The sequence below is a fragment of the Streptomyces atratus genome (assembly GCF_040655115.1).
Lineage (GTDB): Bacteria > Actinomycetota > Actinomycetes > Streptomycetales > Streptomycetaceae > Streptomyces > Streptomyces atratus_D.
Window position 1 is genome coordinate 102,464 of the sequence record NZ_JBFAJH010000004.1, and the last position, 14,561, is coordinate 117,024.

At 68.1% G+C, this 14,561-nt stretch carries 10 protein-coding genes and 3 pseudogenes; 4 read left to right on the plus strand and 9 right to left on the minus strand.

Annotated features, from left to right (window positions below):
* Positions 1 to 81 precede the first annotated feature (81 nt).
* A complete protein-coding gene (locus tag AB0I23_RS07275; RefSeq protein ID WP_359107679.1) occupies positions 82 to 1,338 on the minus strand; it encodes an extracellular solute-binding protein in 1,257 nt (418 codons plus the stop codon).
* 201 nt (positions 1,339 to 1,539) lie between these two features.
* Between AB0I23_RS07275 and AB0I23_RS07280 the strand changes: the two genes are divergently transcribed.
* A complete protein-coding gene (locus AB0I23_RS07280) occupies positions 1,540 to 1,755 on the plus strand; it encodes a dodecin (RefSeq protein ID WP_359107681.1) in 216 nt (71 codons plus the stop codon).
* 15 nt (positions 1,756 to 1,770) lie between these two features.
* Here AB0I23_RS07280 and AB0I23_RS07285 read toward each other — a convergent pair.
* Both AB0I23_RS07285 and AB0I23_RS07290 read right to left on the minus strand, forming a co-directional pair.
* Positions 1,771 to 2,266 (minus strand): annotated as a pseudogene (locus tag AB0I23_RS07285) (LNS2 domain-containing protein).
* 549 nt (positions 2,267 to 2,815) lie between these two features.
* Complete coding sequence (locus tag AB0I23_RS07290) at positions 2,816 to 3,286, minus strand: hypothetical protein (RefSeq protein WP_359107683.1); 471 nt, start codon at positions 3,284 to 3,286, stop codon at positions 2,816 to 2,818.
* Between the two features lie 222 nt (positions 3,287 to 3,508).
* On the opposite strand from AB0I23_RS07290, the gene AB0I23_RS07295 reads away from it, so the two are divergent.
* Together AB0I23_RS07295 and AB0I23_RS07300 are read left to right on the plus strand one after the other, a co-directional pair.
* On the plus strand, positions 3,509 to 4,900 hold the full coding sequence (locus AB0I23_RS07295) for a polysaccharide pyruvyl transferase family protein (protein WP_359107685.1): 1,392 nt from the start codon (positions 3,509 to 3,511) through the stop codon (positions 4,898 to 4,900).
* A 552-nt stretch (positions 4,901 to 5,452) separates the two neighbouring features.
* Positions 5,453 to 5,701, plus strand: a pseudogene (locus tag AB0I23_RS07300) (ABC transporter); the annotation flags it as partial.
* A gap of 87 nt (positions 5,702 to 5,788) precedes the next feature.
* On the opposite strand, the gene AB0I23_RS07305 reads toward AB0I23_RS07300, so the two are convergent.
* Genes AB0I23_RS07305 through AB0I23_RS07315 form a run of 3 tightly spaced genes read right to left on the minus strand, consistent with a single transcriptional unit; the run spans position 5,789 to position 9,190 of the window.
* A complete protein-coding gene (locus AB0I23_RS07305; RefSeq protein ID WP_359107687.1) occupies positions 5,789 to 6,535 on the minus strand; it encodes a succinate dehydrogenase/fumarate reductase iron-sulfur subunit in 747 nt (248 codons plus the stop codon).
* On the minus strand, positions 6,532 to 8,481 hold the full coding sequence (locus AB0I23_RS07310) for a fumarate reductase/succinate dehydrogenase flavoprotein subunit (protein ID WP_359107689.1): 1,950 nt from the start codon (positions 8,479 to 8,481) through the stop codon (positions 6,532 to 6,534). The genes AB0I23_RS07305 and AB0I23_RS07310 overlap by 4 nt, the downstream gene beginning before the upstream one ends.
* Position 8,482: 1 nt before the next feature.
* Positions 8,483 to 9,190, minus strand: coding sequence for a succinate dehydrogenase (locus AB0I23_RS07315; protein WP_359107691.1), 708 nt, complete (start codon positions 9,188 to 9,190; stop codon positions 8,483 to 8,485).
* A gap of 95 nt (positions 9,191 to 9,285) precedes the next feature.
* On the opposite strand from AB0I23_RS07315, the gene AB0I23_RS07320 reads away from it, so the two are divergent.
* A complete protein-coding gene (locus AB0I23_RS07320) occupies positions 9,286 to 10,206 on the plus strand; it encodes a LysR family transcriptional regulator (RefSeq protein WP_359107693.1) in 921 nt (306 codons plus the stop codon).
* 28 nt (positions 10,207 to 10,234) lie between these two features.
* Here the strand turns inward: AB0I23_RS07320 and AB0I23_RS07325 are convergent, their stop codons facing one another.
* From AB0I23_RS07325 to AB0I23_RS07335, 3 genes and pseudogenes are all read right to left on the minus strand, one after another.
* Positions 10,235 to 12,409: a putative bifunctional diguanylate cyclase/phosphodiesterase gene (locus AB0I23_RS07325; protein WP_359107695.1), complete on the minus strand. Its 2,175-nt coding sequence runs from the start codon at positions 12,407 to 12,409 to the stop codon at positions 10,235 to 10,237.
* Positions 12,406 to 13,224 carry an SAM-dependent methyltransferase gene (locus AB0I23_RS07330; protein WP_359107697.1) on the minus strand — a complete coding sequence of 273 codons (819 nt, stop codon included), beginning with the start codon at positions 13,222 to 13,224 and terminating at the stop codon, positions 12,406 to 12,408. The genes AB0I23_RS07325 and AB0I23_RS07330 overlap by 4 nt, the downstream gene beginning before the upstream one ends.
* Positions 13,225 to 13,424: 200 nt before the next feature.
* Positions 13,425 to 14,411, minus strand: a pseudogene (locus AB0I23_RS07335) (SCO0930 family lipoprotein).
* Positions 14,412 to 14,561: the final 150 nt, after the last annotated feature.

Here is a 14,561-nt window from a genome sequence, read left to right on the forward strand (position 1 = left end):
GACATGACCGCTGCGGAGAGCCTGGATGTGCGACGGCTGAATCCCGAGGTGTCGAACGGCGGATCGGGCGGCCCGGCCCGGTCAGCTGCCCGCGAGCTCGGCGGTGATCCGTTCCGAAGCGGACTTCGCCTCGGTCAACGGGTCGCCTCCCCGCAGAACGGCCGACATGTACGGCTTGATCGGGTTCTCCGCCTCGACCGCCGCCCACTGCGGCGAGTTGGGGGTCGCACGACCGCGCCGGGCCCCCTCGGCCATCGCGGCGGTGCCCTCCTGGCCCTCGATGGCGTGTGCGAGGATCGCCTTGTTCGGCACGTAGCTCATGGTCCTGGCGAGGTCCGCCTGCCACTTCCCGCCGGCCAGCGCCTTGATCACCTCGAGACCGTCGCTACCGTTGCCCGCCTTTTCCGGAACGATCAGATCGGAACCGCCGATGAAAACGGATCCGGGATTCTTCGCGGTCCTGCCGGGTATCGGGAAGTATCCGAGCTTTCCCTTGAGTTCGGGATTCTTCTGCTCGATGAGCTTGGCGCCGCCCGGTACCGCTATGATCTGCGCGACATCACCCTTGGCGAACACATCGGTCTGCGGAGGATGCTCTTCGTCGGCGTTCTTCGGGCCGTCGCCGAACGACTGGATTTCCTTGTAGAAGTCCATGCCCCTGATCGCGGCCGGTGTGTCGAGGGCCCCCTGCCAGTCGCCACCCTTGTCGTCTGCCAGATCGCCGCCCTCGTCCCAGATGAATCCGGCGAGTACGTACCAGTTCTGGCCCGCGAGGAAGATGCCTTGATTGCCGTTCCGGTTGAGCAGCCGGCTGTCCTCGATCCACTCGTTCCGGGTCTTCGGCAGGCTCTTGATACCTGCCTGCTCGAAGAGGTCCTTGTTATAGATGACCACACGGTTGGCCGCGTACCAGGGAATGCCGAACTGGACGCCGTCGATGCTGCCGGGATCGGCGAGGCCGGGCAGCCATTCCTCGCTGCCGAGATCGCGCATCGACTCAAGGGTCAGATCGCGCAGTCCGCCGCTCTCCGCGTACTGGGCGACCTGGGTGTTTCCGACCTCGATGACATCAGGGGCGTCGTCGCCCTTCAGGACCGCGGACACCTTGGGGCCGATTCCGCTCCAGCCCTGAATCTTGAACTCCATTTGGATGGAGGGGTGTTCCTCTTCGTACGACTTCTTGAAACGGTCCAGGAAATCGGCGGAAACACTGTCCTTCATCAGCCAGATCGTCACCGTCCTGTCGCCGGGACCGCCCGAGCCCGAGAGGTAGCCGCAGCCGCCCAGCGCGACGGTGGAAACGAGCGTGACGGCTCCTACGAGTACGCGGTTCTTCACTGGGTCACCTTCTGCGAAACGGCACGACGAAATCAGGACCCGGTGTGGGGGCTGCGGGCGGCGCTCGCACGGGCGTGGCTGGATTTTGGTATGGACCAATCATTTGGTCAAGGGCCGCCGTTCGCACCACGTCCTCCACGTCGACCTCTCGCGCACCCGTCCCCAGTGGGGCACCGTGGTATGGACGAAAGGGGATACACAATGTCCAACTACACATATCGGGTCACCGAAATCGTAGGAACCTCCCACGAGGGTGTCGACGACGCCATCCGCCGAGGCGTCGCAAGGGCGGCGGAAACATTGCACAATCTCGACTGGTTCGAGATCACCCAGGTGCGTGGGCAAATCGAGGACGGCCGGATCGAGCACTACCAGGTCGGCCTGAAAGTCGGCTTCCGGCTCGACGAGAGCACCTGACCCGGTACGCAGACGTCAGGTACGGCCCTCACGCTCCTGGGCATCGTTCAACGCGGGCGAGGCCACTGCCCAGCGAGCCCGCACCACGGTGAAACCGGCCAGCTCGGCCGCGTCGCAGACCAGCTCGTCGTCATCGACCAGCATCCGCACCTGCCGCTCCCGGCCCAGCCGCTTCAGGATCTCCAGCTTGGTGTGGTGGGCCGGGCGACGGTCGTCATTGCGACGCATGTACACCCGCCCCTCGGGCAGGCTCTGCTCGGCAAGCCACGCCACGGTGTCCCGGCGGCAGCGCTCCGGCCGTCCGGTGAGGTACCTGACCTCGCACTCCTCGGCGCTGCTCAGCACCAGCCGTACGCCCTCGTCGAGCGGCGGATCGTCCACAGCCGCGGCAAAGAAACGGCCCCAGTCGCGCCGGGCCCCTTCAAGGAAGTGCTGCCGGTGGCCGCTGTCCGCTGTCCGCGAGCGTGCCGTCCAGGTCGAAAACGGCCAGCGGCCGGGCTTCATGCGTCACGCGCCCAGCCTAGGAGACCGCGGGGAATCCCGAACAGCTTTCGCACACCGCCGGGACGTCCCTGGAAGCGGCCGTCCCCATGCGCGGCAACCGTGAGCCAGGGGCCGAGCAGGGAGCCCGCCGCCGGACCTGGGCATTCACGGAAGCGCGCACGCAGCCGGTTGCGTCGCCCGGCCGGCGAAACGGCCCGGGCCGCCCAGAACCCGCTCTCAGCCGGTTGCCGATTCTCCGTGCCCGGGGTCCGCGCCTGTTCCGCGGCACCGACGGCGGAGTCGATCAGCAGCAAGGCGACGGCACGGGCCGACGCCCCGGGGCGGTCGCTGTTGAGTGCGGTCCCACGGGCAACAGCGCCGTCGTAGAGCAGGGCCAACTGCTCGCCGAGGGCCTCGGGGTCCCGCGCCCCGGCCCGGCGTGCGAGAGTCGCGAGACGGCGGGAGCGCGAAGCCGTGCGCGGCGGGCCTCGCCCACCGCGGAAGGTCCTCGGCCGACTCGGCGCCGGCAGCGCGCCGGAAACGGTCCGGGCAACGGATCCGCCACCGCCGAAGGTGCTCACCGGCGGCCGATCCCGGTCCGGAACCCTTCAGTTGGCCCGTGAGCGCCCCGCCGTACGGCGGGGCTGCCGCTCTCGCCGGACGGACGGGCTCGGTCACCCCCGGGGCTCCTGCTCCAGGTGGGATAAGCCCTGCCTCCCTGTACGCCGCGCAGCCTGTCCGGGTCGAGCTGGAAGCGCAGGTGCTGTATCAAGCCGTCCGCCACGTCGAGCGACACGATGCCGATGGGCTGTCCGCCCAGGGTGATGAGCAGGCCCGGCTCGGCGTTGATCGTGGCCCGCTCCAGCGCCACGCCGGCCGACACGGGCTTGGCCGGCACGCCGAGCACCCACGGGTGCGACACCGACCTCAGCCCGGCGTCCACGACCGCCAGGCCGCGCGCATCGGTCGCGATCCCGGACTCGGCGGCCGCCCCCCGATCGGCGCGCCCCTGCTCAAAAAGGGTAGGGCTGGGGGCGCGCGCCCCCAATGGTGCGTCAGATGAGCCGAGTTGAACACCTGCGACGACACGCAGGAAAGGCGGACTCCGGCTCGTCCGGGCCGATACGCGCCGATCCGGGCCGATACGCGCGGAGTGATCGAGTAGCCGGACCGTCACGGTCCGCGTTCTTCGAAAAGGTTGTACCGATCCCGATGGAATCTAAAACCTGCGTAAAGCTAACCTTAATTCGTGGCATCTAACGTTACCGATGTGAAGCGAATACTCCTGCGCTCAGGGAAGAGCCCTTACGACGTCGTTCCTGTTGAGCGCGCCCTCCATGAGGACGTGTTCGCGACCAACTCAGGCAACCTGATCTTCAGCGATGCCGCACACAAGATCCTTGAGACACCGCGGACCGAGGTGGTCTCCAACGGCATTCGGACGAGGGTCGCCGCCGCCGACCGGATCAACGAGGAGTACGACGCTTTCGTCATCCCGCTCGCCAATGCCTTCCGGCCGTCCTTCGAGCCCCAGCTCAAGCGGCTCACCCAGCTCATCTCGAAGTTGAAGATCCCGGTCATCGTGCCGGGCGTCGGCGCGCAGACCAGCACCGACTACTCCGCGGACCGGCTGCGGCCCATGGCTCCCACGGTGCGCGCGTTCGTCTCCGCGGTGCTGGACCACAGCGCTTCCATCGGGGTGCGCGGGGAGTTCACCGAGCGCTACCTGCGGGACATGGGCTTCCGTGACGTGGAGGTCATCGGCTGTCCGTCGATGTTCACGGGCGGCCGTGACCTCTTCATCCGTGAGAATGTCCGGCCGCTGGGACCCGAGTCGCGGATCGCGATCAACGGATCGCACGACGCCGTCAAAAAGTACAAGCTCGGGCGGATCATCGACCACACCCACGCGCGCTATCCCCATCTGCGCTTCATCGGGCAGAACCTGTCCGATGCCCGCCAGCTGTACTGGCGTGACCTGAGTCACGCGAACGCCGCCGTCACCGACATCCCCACCCACCCCGACCACCCGATGTACGCGGAGGGCAAGGTCAGGGTCTATATCGACCCCAAGACGTGGGTGGACGACCTGCGGGGCTTCGACTTCTCGTTCGGCTCCCGGATCCATGGCAACATCGCGGCGCTGCTCGCCGGAACGCCGGCGACGGTGCTCTGCAGCGACTCCCGGACCCTGGAGCTGTGCCGTTACTTCGACATTCCGCACCGGATGCTCGCCAAGGTGCCCGAGAACCTGGATCCCGCCGAGCTGTACGCCGAGGCGGACTTCGGACCTCTGATGCGCGGTCACAACGAGCGGTTCGACCGGTTCATGAACTTCCTGGACAAGAACGGCCTGGAGAACACCTTCGTCCACGGCGACGGGGGCACGGCCTTCGAGGCCCGCATGAGCGAACTGACCTTCCCCGCGGGCGTCCGCCCCTGGACCGGCAGCGGCGTCCCCGAGATGAGCACCCGCCTCAACTGGCTCCAGTCCCAACTGGCCGAGCTCACCGACCGGAACACCCTGCTGGAACGGCGCCTCGCAAAGGCCAACAGGTCGCCCGCCCCGCGCGAGAGCGAGGCCCCCGAGCGGCGGCCGTACCACCGAGCCCGCCGGGTGATCCCGGGGCCCATCAAGCGGGCTCTGCGCAACGCCCGCTAGCGAGTGGAGACGGTGTTCCCCTCCCTGACCTCGGGGAGGTACGGAGGGGACCATCGACGGCAGGGTTGCGGGTCCGGCCATCGCAGACGCCTGGAATCGGACTGTTTGTCCTCGGTTGCCAGTCCCGCCCCAGCCATACGGAGTTCCGCGCGCATGACCACCGTTCCTGGGCGGTGAGCAGGAGTGAGTCCCGGCTCACCGGCACGCCCCGAACGGTCTTGGACGCACTGGTCCTCCGCTTTCGCGTCCCGGTCGGCGACACATATCCCGTATGCGGTCCGTCCCGGGCGGGCGCAATCCCTACGACCTGACCATATGGGTGTGGCCAGAGGCGACGGGGAGGCCCCGAACCATCACTCCGGTGACACGGGCCCCACTGCTGACACCACACCCGGCGTCCCAGATCGCACCGAGAACGCTACGCACACCCCCGCCGGACATACCCGCAGCTTGTGGCACCGCTCACCCCATCGTGTCCATGTTCGCCACAACGATGTGCTTGCCCAGCAGTTGTGACCGTCCGACACCGCCGGTCTTCCCGCCGAGCGGTCCACGGTCGGCTGCGCGTCGGCCCAGGGGCTGGAGGCGGTGGACCGTCTCGTCCAGGTCGACCAGAAGCCGATCGGCCGTACCCCCCGCTCCAATCTGGCCACGTACACCGGGCTCTTCGATGTCGTGCGGAAGCTGTTCACCCGGACCGGCACGGCGCACGAGCGCGGCTACAGGGCCGGGCGGTTCTCGTTCAATGTGGCGGGCGGGCGGTGCGAGACCTGCCAGAGCGAGGGGTCTCCCCCGCTCGAGCGAAGCCGAGAGCTCGAGGAAGACGGTCGACAGCGCCGCAGATGTTCCTGCCGAATCCCGCGAGCCCAGCCTGACCCGAACGAGGCCCTAGCGATGGACCTTCCGGGTCGCCCGCAGCCACTCCTTGTTCATCGCCGAGATCGACGGCAGCGGAATGCCCTTCGGGCAGGCCGTGGCGCACTCACCGGTGAGCGTGCAGCCGCCGAACCCCTCGCTGTCCATCTGCTCGACCATGTCGAGCACCCGGGTCTCGCGCTCGGGGGCGCCCTGCGGCAGCACGTTGAGGTGGTTGATCTTCGCCGAGGTGAAGAGCATGGCCGAGCCGTTGGGGCAGGCCGCTACGCAGGCGCCGCAGCCGATGCACTCGGCGTGCTCGAACGCGAAGTCGGCGTCGGGCTTGGGCACGGGGGTGGCATGGGCGTCGGGTGCGGTGCCGGTCGGGGCGGAGATGTAGCCGCCTGCCTGGATGATCCGGTCGAAGGCGGAACGGTCCACGACCAGGTCCTTGACGACCGGGAACGCCGAGGCGCGCCACGGTTCGATGTCGATCGTGTCGCCGTCCTGGAAGGAGCGCATGTGGAGCTGACAGGTGGTGGTGCGCTCCGGGCCGTGCGCGTCGCCGTTGATGACGAGGCTGCACGCGCCGCAGATGCCTTCGCGGCAGTCGTGGTCGAAGGCGACGGGGTCGTCGCCGGCGAGGATGAGCTCCTCGTTGAGGGTGTCGAGCATCTCCAGGAACGACATGTCCTGCGAGATTCCGTCCACCTGGTAGGTGGACATGGCGCCGGGGGCGTCGGCGTTCTTCTGGCGCCAGACGCGCAGGGTGAGCTTCATGCATAGCTCCGCTGAGTGGGGTGGACGTAGTCGAAGACAAGGTCTTCCTTGTGCAGGACGGGGGCGTCGCCGGTGGCCGTGAACTCCCAGGCGGCGGCGTACGAGAACTCCTCGTCCCGGCGGGCGGCTTCGCCGTCCGGGGTCTGCGACTCCTCGCGGAAGTGGCCTCCGCAGGACTCGGCGCGGTGCAGGGCGTCGAGGCACATGAGCTCGGCGAGCTCCAGGTAGTCGACGATGCGATTGGCCTTCTCCAGCGACTGGTTGAACTCCTCGCCGGTGCCCGGGACCTTGATGCGGCGCCAGAACTCCTCGCGGATCTGCGGGATCCGGTCGAGCGCCTTGCGCAGCCCCTCCCCGGTGCGGGCCATCCCGCAGTACTCCCACATGAGTTCGCCGATCTCGCGGTGGAAGGAGTCGGGGGTGCGGTCGCCGTCGACGGCGAGCAGCAGGTTCAGCCGGTCCTCGGTCTCCGCGACGGCCTCTTCCACAGCGGGGGGCGAGGCGTCGACCTCGTCGTGGTGCGGGTTGCGGGCCAGGTAGTCGTTGATGGTCGACGGCAGGACGAAGTAGCCGTCGGCGAGACCCTGCATCAGCGCCGAGGCGCCGAGCCGGTTGGCCCCATGGTCGGAGAAGTTGGCCTCGCCGATCGCGAAGAGGCCGGGGACGGTCGTCTGGAGGTCGTAGTCGACCCAGAGTCCGCCCATCGTGTAGTGCACGGCAGGGTAGATCCGCATCGGGGTCTCGTACGGGTTCTCCGCGGTGATCCGCGCGTACATGTCGAAAAGGTTGCCGTACTTCTCCTCCACCTTGGCCTTGCCCATCCGCTGGATGGCCTCCGCGAAGTCGAGGTAGACGCCCTGTCCGCCGGGGCCGACGCCGCGGCCCTCGTCGCAGACGTTCTTCGCGGCGCGCGAGGCGATGTCCCGTGGTACGAGGTTGCCGAAGGCCGGGTAGATGCGCTCCAGGTAGTAGTCGCGCTCGTCCTCGGGGATCTCGTTGGCGGGCCGGTTGTCGCCCTTGGCCTTCGGGACCCAGATCCGGCCGTCGTTGCGCAGCGACTCGCTCATCAGCGTGAGCTTGGACTGGTGGTCGCCGGTGCGCGGGATACAGGTGGGGTGGATCTGGGTGAAGCAGGGGTTGGCGAAGTACGCGCCGCGCCGGTGGGCACGCCAGATGGCGGTGGCGTTGGAGTTCATGGCGTTCGTCGACAGGTAGAAGACGTTGCCGTAACCGCCGCTGGCGAGCACGACCGCGTCGGCGACGTACGTGTCGATCTTCCCGGTGACCAGGTCGCGGGCGACGATGCCGCGGGCCTTGCCGTCGACGATGATCAGGTCGAGCATCTCGGTCCGTGCGTGCAGCTCGACGTTGCCCGCGGCAATCTGCCGGGACAGTGCCTGGTAGGCACCGAGGAGGAGCTGCTGCCCGGTCTGGCCGCGGGCGTAGAAAGTACGGGAGACCTGGACGCCGCCGAAGGAGCGGTTGTCGAGGAGGCCGCCGTACTCGCGGGCGAACGGGACGCCCTGCGCGACACACTGGTCGATGATCTCGACGGAGATCTGGGCGAGCCGGTGGACATTGGACTCGCGGGCGCGGAAGTCGCCGCCCTTGACGGTGTCGTAGAAGAGCCGGTGGATCGAGTCGCCGTCGTTGCGGTAGTTCTTCGCGGCGTTGATGCCGCCCTGGGCGGCGACGGAGTGGGCACGGCGTGGCGAGTCCTGGAAGCAGAACTGGACGACGTGGTAACCCTGTTCGGCCAGCGTGGCCCCGGCCGATCCGCCGGCCAGGCCGGTGCCGACGACGATGACGGTGTGCTTGCGCCGGTTGGCCGGGTTGACGAGCTTGGCCTCGAAGCGGCGGGTGTCCCAGCGTTCGGCGACGGGGCCCTGGGGGGCCTTGGTGTCGACGACGGGTGCACCGGTCTCGTAGTGCGAGTAGTCGGTCATGTCAGCTCACGACTCCGGTCATGACGGCGACGGGTACGGAGATGAAACCCACCGTCAGCACCACTGCGAGGGCGTTGGCGATGGACTTGAGAACACGGTCGCGGCTCGCCCTGCCCGCGCCGAGGGTCTGTGCGGCGCTCCAGAACCCGTGCTGGACGTGGAGTCCGAGAGCAAGCATGGCGACGATGTAGATGACGTTGCCGTACCAGGTGGAGAAGGTGTCGACGACGTTCTGGTAGGGGTGTCCGGACTGGAAGCCGCCGGAGTGGACGGTGCCGGTGGTCAGGTCGAGGACGTGCCAGACGATGAACAGGGCGAGGATGATCCCGCCCCAGCGCATGGTGCGGGTGGCGTAGCTCGCCCGGGGCTTCTTGTGGACGTACTTGCTGGGCCGCGCCTTGATGTCGCGGCGACTCAGCTGGTAGGCGGAGGTGGCGTGCGCCACGACGGCGACGACGAGCACCACACGGACGATCCAGAGGGCCCACTCGTAGTGCAGGAAGGGCTCTCCCATGACCCGCAGCCAGTGGGCGTAGTGGTTGAACTCCCCCGGCCCGAAGAAGATCTTCAGGTTGCCGATCATGTGGACGACCAGGTAGCCGAGCATGATCAGACCACTCACGGCCATGATCGTCTTCTTGCCGACGGACGAGTCCCAGAACGTATGCGTCATGGACGGCCGTCGGTCCGTCCGTGTTGCCAGTGCCATGGGCACGACGCTACGTCCGAGGGGACTCATCGGTCCAAGACATGGTGCGGCTCATATCCATAGTCCCTGACTATGATGCGGGCTAGACTGGGTGTATGCAATTCCAGCAGCTCATGTACTTCGTGGCCGTCGCCGAGACACGGCATTTCACCCGCGCCGCGGAGGAGGTGCATGTCTCGCAGCCCTCGCTCTCCCAGCAGATCAGGGCGCTGGAGAACGAGCTGGGGGCGGAGCTGTTCAGCCGGGCCCGCGGCAATATCGCCCTGACCGACGCCGGCGAGGCGCTGCTGCCGCTCGCCCGCCGGATCCTGGCGGATGCCGATACCGCCCGACACGAGGTGCAGGAGCTGGCCCAGCTGCGCCGGGGCCGGGTCAGGCTCGGTGCGACGCCGAGCCTGTGCACGGGGCTGCTGCCCGACGTACTGCGCGCGTTCCACGACCAGCACCCGGGGATCCAGCTGCTGCTGGAGGAAGGCGGCTCGCACGACCTCGTGCGGGAACTGGCGCGGGGCGCGCTCGATCTCGCTCTGGTGGTCCTGCCGCTGCCGGCCGCGTCGCCTGCGCTGACCACGGTGGAGCTGCTCCAAGAAGACCTGGTGGTGGTGTCGTCGTCGGGTGCTCCACGACCGGGGAAGGGCGGGAGCGTGCGGATCGCTGATCTGCAGGGCGAGCCGCTGGTGATGTTCCGGCACGGCTACGACCTGCGGGAGCTGACCGTGGCCGCGTGCCGGGCGGAGGGCTTCGAGCCGTCGTTCACGGTGGAGGGCGGCGAGATGGACGCGGTGCTCGGTTTCGTACGGGCCGGACTGGGCGTGGCGGTGGTCCCGAGCATGGTGGCGACCCGGGGCGGGCACGACCTGCGGACGACACGGCTGGCCCTGCCGGGGCTGCGGCGCACGATCGCGCTGGCGCACCGCAGTGACGTGGCACCTCCACGGGCGGCGCGGGAGCTTCAGCGGGTGCTGCTGGCCAGCCTGCCGGACGGGCTCGGGAAATCGAGCCCGTCCGGAAGTTGAGGACGGAACCGGTGCCGGGCCGCCCCGCTCAGACCGCGTCGGCCAGCAGCAAGGAGTGGATCCGGTCAGGCGCACCGGGCCGCGCATAGTACCACCCCTGGGCCGTGTCGCAGCCGAGCTTCCGCAGCTGCTCCGCCTGCGCTCCCGTCTCGACACCCTCCACCGTCACCGCCAGGCCCAGGCTGTGCGCAAGCGAGACGATCCCCTCGACGATCTTCAGATCGACGGGGTCGGCCGGGTGCTGCTGCATACCCTGGGTGAAGGAACGGTCCAACTTCAGCACGCTCACCGGCAGCCGACGCAGATTGGCCAGATTCGAGTAGCCCGTGCCGAAGTCGTCGAGTGCTATGTCGACACCCATCTCGGCCAGTTGCCGCAACGGTTTGAGCAGGTCGTCGTCGGCTCCGATGAGCGCGGACTCGGTGACCTCCAGACACAGCGCTCCCGGCTCGAGACCCGAGTGCTCCAGTACCTCGACGGTCTCGGCGACCAGCCGCGGATGGTGCAGCTGGGTCGGCGAGAGGTTGACGTTGATCCGCAGCGGACCGCCGTCGCTGTGCCGCTCCTTCCAGAAGTTGGCCTCTCGTACGGACTCCTCCAGCACCCAGCGCCCGAGCGGCACGATCAGCCCGGTGTGCTCGGCGAGCGGAATGAAGCGGTCCGGTCCGAGCACCCCGTGCTGCGGGTGGCACCAGCGCACCAGGGCCTCCGCACCGTGGACCGTGCCGTCGCCGAGGTGCACGAGCGGCTGGTACTCGATGAAGAACTCGCCGCGCTCCAGGGCGGCGGGCAGCGCGGTCGTCAGCCCGTGCCGGGTGATGGCGCGGGCGTCCGCCTCGGCGTCGGCGAGTTCGAAGCGGTTGCCGCCCGCCGACTTGGCCCGGTACATCGTGATGTCGGCGCTGCGCAGCACCTCGGCGGCGCTGCGTTCGCCCGCCGGCCCTTCGACGACGCCGATGGAGCCTCGCACGGTCAGTTCGCGGCCGTCGAGGCGGATCGGCGTGGCGAGCACGCCGAGGATCCGGCAGGCCAGTTCGTCGACCTCCGCCTCGGTGTGCGGGCCGGTGGTCAGCGCCACGAACTCGTCACCGCCGAGCCGTGCGACCATCTCGCCCTGCGCGGTCGCACAACTCTGCAGCCGGTCGGCGACCTCGACGAGCAGCCGGTCCCCTGCCGCGTGACCCAGGCTGTCGTTGATCGCCTTGAAACCGTCGAGGTCGAGATAGCAGAGCCCGAAGCGACTCCCGTCGTCGACGGAGAGCGCCTTCTCCAGCCGCTCGAAGAACAGCGTGCGGTTGGGCAGGCCGGTGAGCGCGTCGTGGGTGGCCTCGTAGCGCAGCCGCAGATTGAGCAGCCTGCGCTCCGTGGTGTCCTCCATGAGCGCCAGCTGATACTGGGGCCGGCCCTCGGGGTCGCGGAGCAGCGACACCGTGAGGTTGGTCCACAGGACGGTGCCGTCGTTGCGGTAATACGGCTTCTCGACGCGGTAGTGCTCGCGTTCGCCGCGTACCAGCTCCTCGTAGTACTTCCACACGTGCGGCGAGTCCTCGGGGTGGACCCACTCGTTGACCTTGTGGCTGCGGACATGGTGGTCGAGTCCGCCGAACATCCGGGTCAGCGTGTCGTTGACCTCCAGCACATTGCCTTCCAGGTCGGCGATCCCGATGCCGATGGCGGCGTCCTTGAAGACGGCACGGAACCGCGCCTCGGTGGCGTGCAGCGCCTGCTCGGCGTTGGAGCGGGCGGTGAGCGCCGAGTGGGCGATGGCCTCCTGCTCGGTCAGGGTCCGCTCGCGCAGCGCCTGGGTGAAGCCGCCCGCCAAAGCGTGCTGCATGCGGGCACAGCGGGCCCTGCTGTCCTCGGTCGACAGGGTCACCGGGCCGTTGCCCCCGCAGTAGAGCACCAGGTAGGAGTCGACGACGCCCAACGTGGAGCTGAGCGCGTCCGGGTCCGTGCAGTGCGCGGCGACGAGCGCGGCTCCCACCTTGTTGGCGGGCGCCGGGTCGAAGGGACGTGCGTGCAGGACGTCGCTCAAACTGCGGGCCAGTGGCAGCAGATGCTGTTCGAACTCCGTTCGGGTCATGGAAGTGGCCGTCGAGGGGAAGATGGCCCGGCTCCAGATGGTGGCGAATCTTCGGAGCCGGTCCTCGGCGTCGTCGGGCTCCGCGTCCGGCGCTTCGGACGCTTGGGCGGGAATGCTCACGCCTTGCGTCCCACTCCGCCGAAGCCCGAGAAGGCATAGGGGTCTTCCTGCTCCTGCACCACGGGGCTGTCGGGACGCCAGTTGGGCATGGCCACGAGCCCGGGCTCGACCATCTCGTACCCGTCGAAGAACCGGCTGACCTCGTCGCGCGACCGCATGATCAGCGGGTTGCGGATGTTCCGGTAGACACCGACCACACCGCCCGCCTCCTCCTGGGTGAGCGGAATGCCCTCGTACGAGGCGTGGGTGATGACGAGCAGGCTGCCAGGGGCGAGTGCCTCGCTCAGCTCGGCCACGGCCGCCTGCGGTTCGTCGGCGTCCTCGATGAAGTGCAGGACGGCGACGAGCAGCAGCACCACCGGGCGTTCCAGGTCGAGGAGTTCGTTGACCTCGGGGCTCTTCAGAACCTCCTGCGGGCGGCGCAGATCGGCGGTGGCGATGACCGCGCGGTCGTTTCCATCGAGTACGGCCTGGCTGTGCGCGACCGCGACGGAGTCGTGGTCGACATACGCCACCCGCGCCTCCGGGTCGGCGGCCTGGGCGACTTCGTGGACATTGCCGAAGGTCGGTATGCCGGAACCGATGTCCAGGAACTGGGTGATGCCTTCACTCACCGCATGGCGCACCGCCCTGCGCATAAAGGCGCGATTGGCCTGCATGATCTTGGGGAGCCCCGGCATGAACTCCATGGCCCTGCGGGCTGCTTCCCGGTCCACCTCGAAATTGTGCGATCCGCCCAGATAGAAGTCATACATGCGAGACACGCTCGGCACTGAAATGTCAATACCTTGCGGTGCCCAGGCGGGACGCTCCATCGATGTCTCCAACAAGTCGCCACGGCGGTCCGGCCATGTTCATGGTCAGTTGACCAGAGGCTACTGATCGTCCGCCAAGAGGGCGAGCGGAAACGGAAATTAGCGGTCCGTTATTGGTCACACACCAGCGGCAGGTGCAACCGGCTCGTCGCTAACGGTGACATTCGGCGACGGGTCGGTCCGGAACGGCTGTTGCGGGGCTACTTCGGGGCGCCGACGAACTTCGCGTCGGAAGACACCGCGAACCATGTGCCCCCGACACCCGGGCCGTTGGCGTCACCCGGTTTCGTGTCACCGGAGACGGTATAGAGGGGCCAGCAGTCGCTGGCCTGCTGCTTGAGACCGTCGGGGCGATTGAAGGTGACAAAGCCCTTGGTGGCGACGCCCTTCACATCATTCTTGGCCAATGGGGCGACAACCGGCCATTTCGAGAGGCAGGCCCGGTGCAGGCCGACTTCATCGGCCATGCCGTGTTCTTCTTGAACCGGTAGACCGTCATGCCGCGCTTGCCGACGACGATGTCTCCGAGTTTCGGGTCCCTACGGACCGAAAGTCCCGCAAGATCAACCTGCTCACCACTGTTCGGACCGTCCGCGTTCACCGCGGCCTTCTTACCGTCCGGCGCGGAGGCGAACCACGCGCCTCCCACTCCCTGACCATTGGCATCGCCGGGCTTGGCGTCCTTGGCGTACCGGTACATCGGCCACCCCGCAATGGTGAGCTGCCGAGTGCCGTCCGCACGGGTGACTTTGCCGATCAGCGCTCCATCGGTGCCGGCGGCGGCCGTCACATTGCCCACGGGAACAACCGGCCGGGCCTTCGCGCAGTCACCCTCACAATTCGACTTCGGTGGGCTCGCGGTGTCCTTGTCGAAACGGTAGAGAGTGAATCCCTCGCTGTCCGTCACGACCTTGCCGAGTTTCTTGCTGTCCCACACCGCGAGCTGTCCGGCCTGCTTGGGCTTGCCCGCCTGCGCCCCGGAATCGGATCCGTAGCCCCTGCCGGAGCCGTATCCACTGTCCGTGCCGTAGCCGCTGCCCGCCGGCCCGGCCGGGCCGGCCGGGCCGGCATTGCCGACGTTCTGGCCGTTGGGTGATGCCGTGCCCTTCTCCTGACCGCACGCCGTCGTCAGCGCCAACAGGGCGGCCGCGGTGACCGCCAGCGAGGCGGTTCCGCCAGGTGTTCATGGCAACTCCCGTACCGTCAGTTGTGACGCGGGACCGCGGCGTTCATGGCCCTGGGTACGGGCAGCGGGTGCTTCTTCGTTCAACGCGTCCGCAGAATTTTCCCGGTCCGCAAACCCTCGGCGCCCCAGGTCCCCTCCATCAGGGGAATCC

Bases quoted from the DNA above. Each gene is read 5' to 3' on its own strand.
- AB0I23_RS07320 (WP_359107693.1), top strand. From the start codon at position 9,286: ATGCAATTCCAGCAGCTCATGTACTTCGTGGCCGTCGCCGAGACACGG.
- AB0I23_RS07310 (WP_359107689.1), bottom strand. From the start codon at position 8,481: ATGACCGACTACTCGCACTACGAGACCGGTGCACCCGTCGTCGACACC.
- AB0I23_RS07305 (WP_359107687.1), bottom strand. From the start codon at position 6,535: ATGAAGCTCACCCTGCGCGTCTGGCGCCAGAAGAACGCCGACGCCCCC.
- AB0I23_RS07315 (WP_359107691.1), bottom strand. From the start codon at position 9,190: ATGGCACTGGCAACACGGACGGACCGACGGCCGTCCATGACGCATACG.
- AB0I23_RS07330 (WP_359107697.1), bottom strand. From the start codon at position 13,224: ATGGAGCGTCCCGCCTGGGCACCGCAAGGTATTGACATTTCAGTGCCG.
- AB0I23_RS07280 (WP_359107681.1), top strand. From the start codon at position 1,540: ATGTCCAACTACACATATCGGGTCACCGAAATCGTAGGAACCTCCCAC.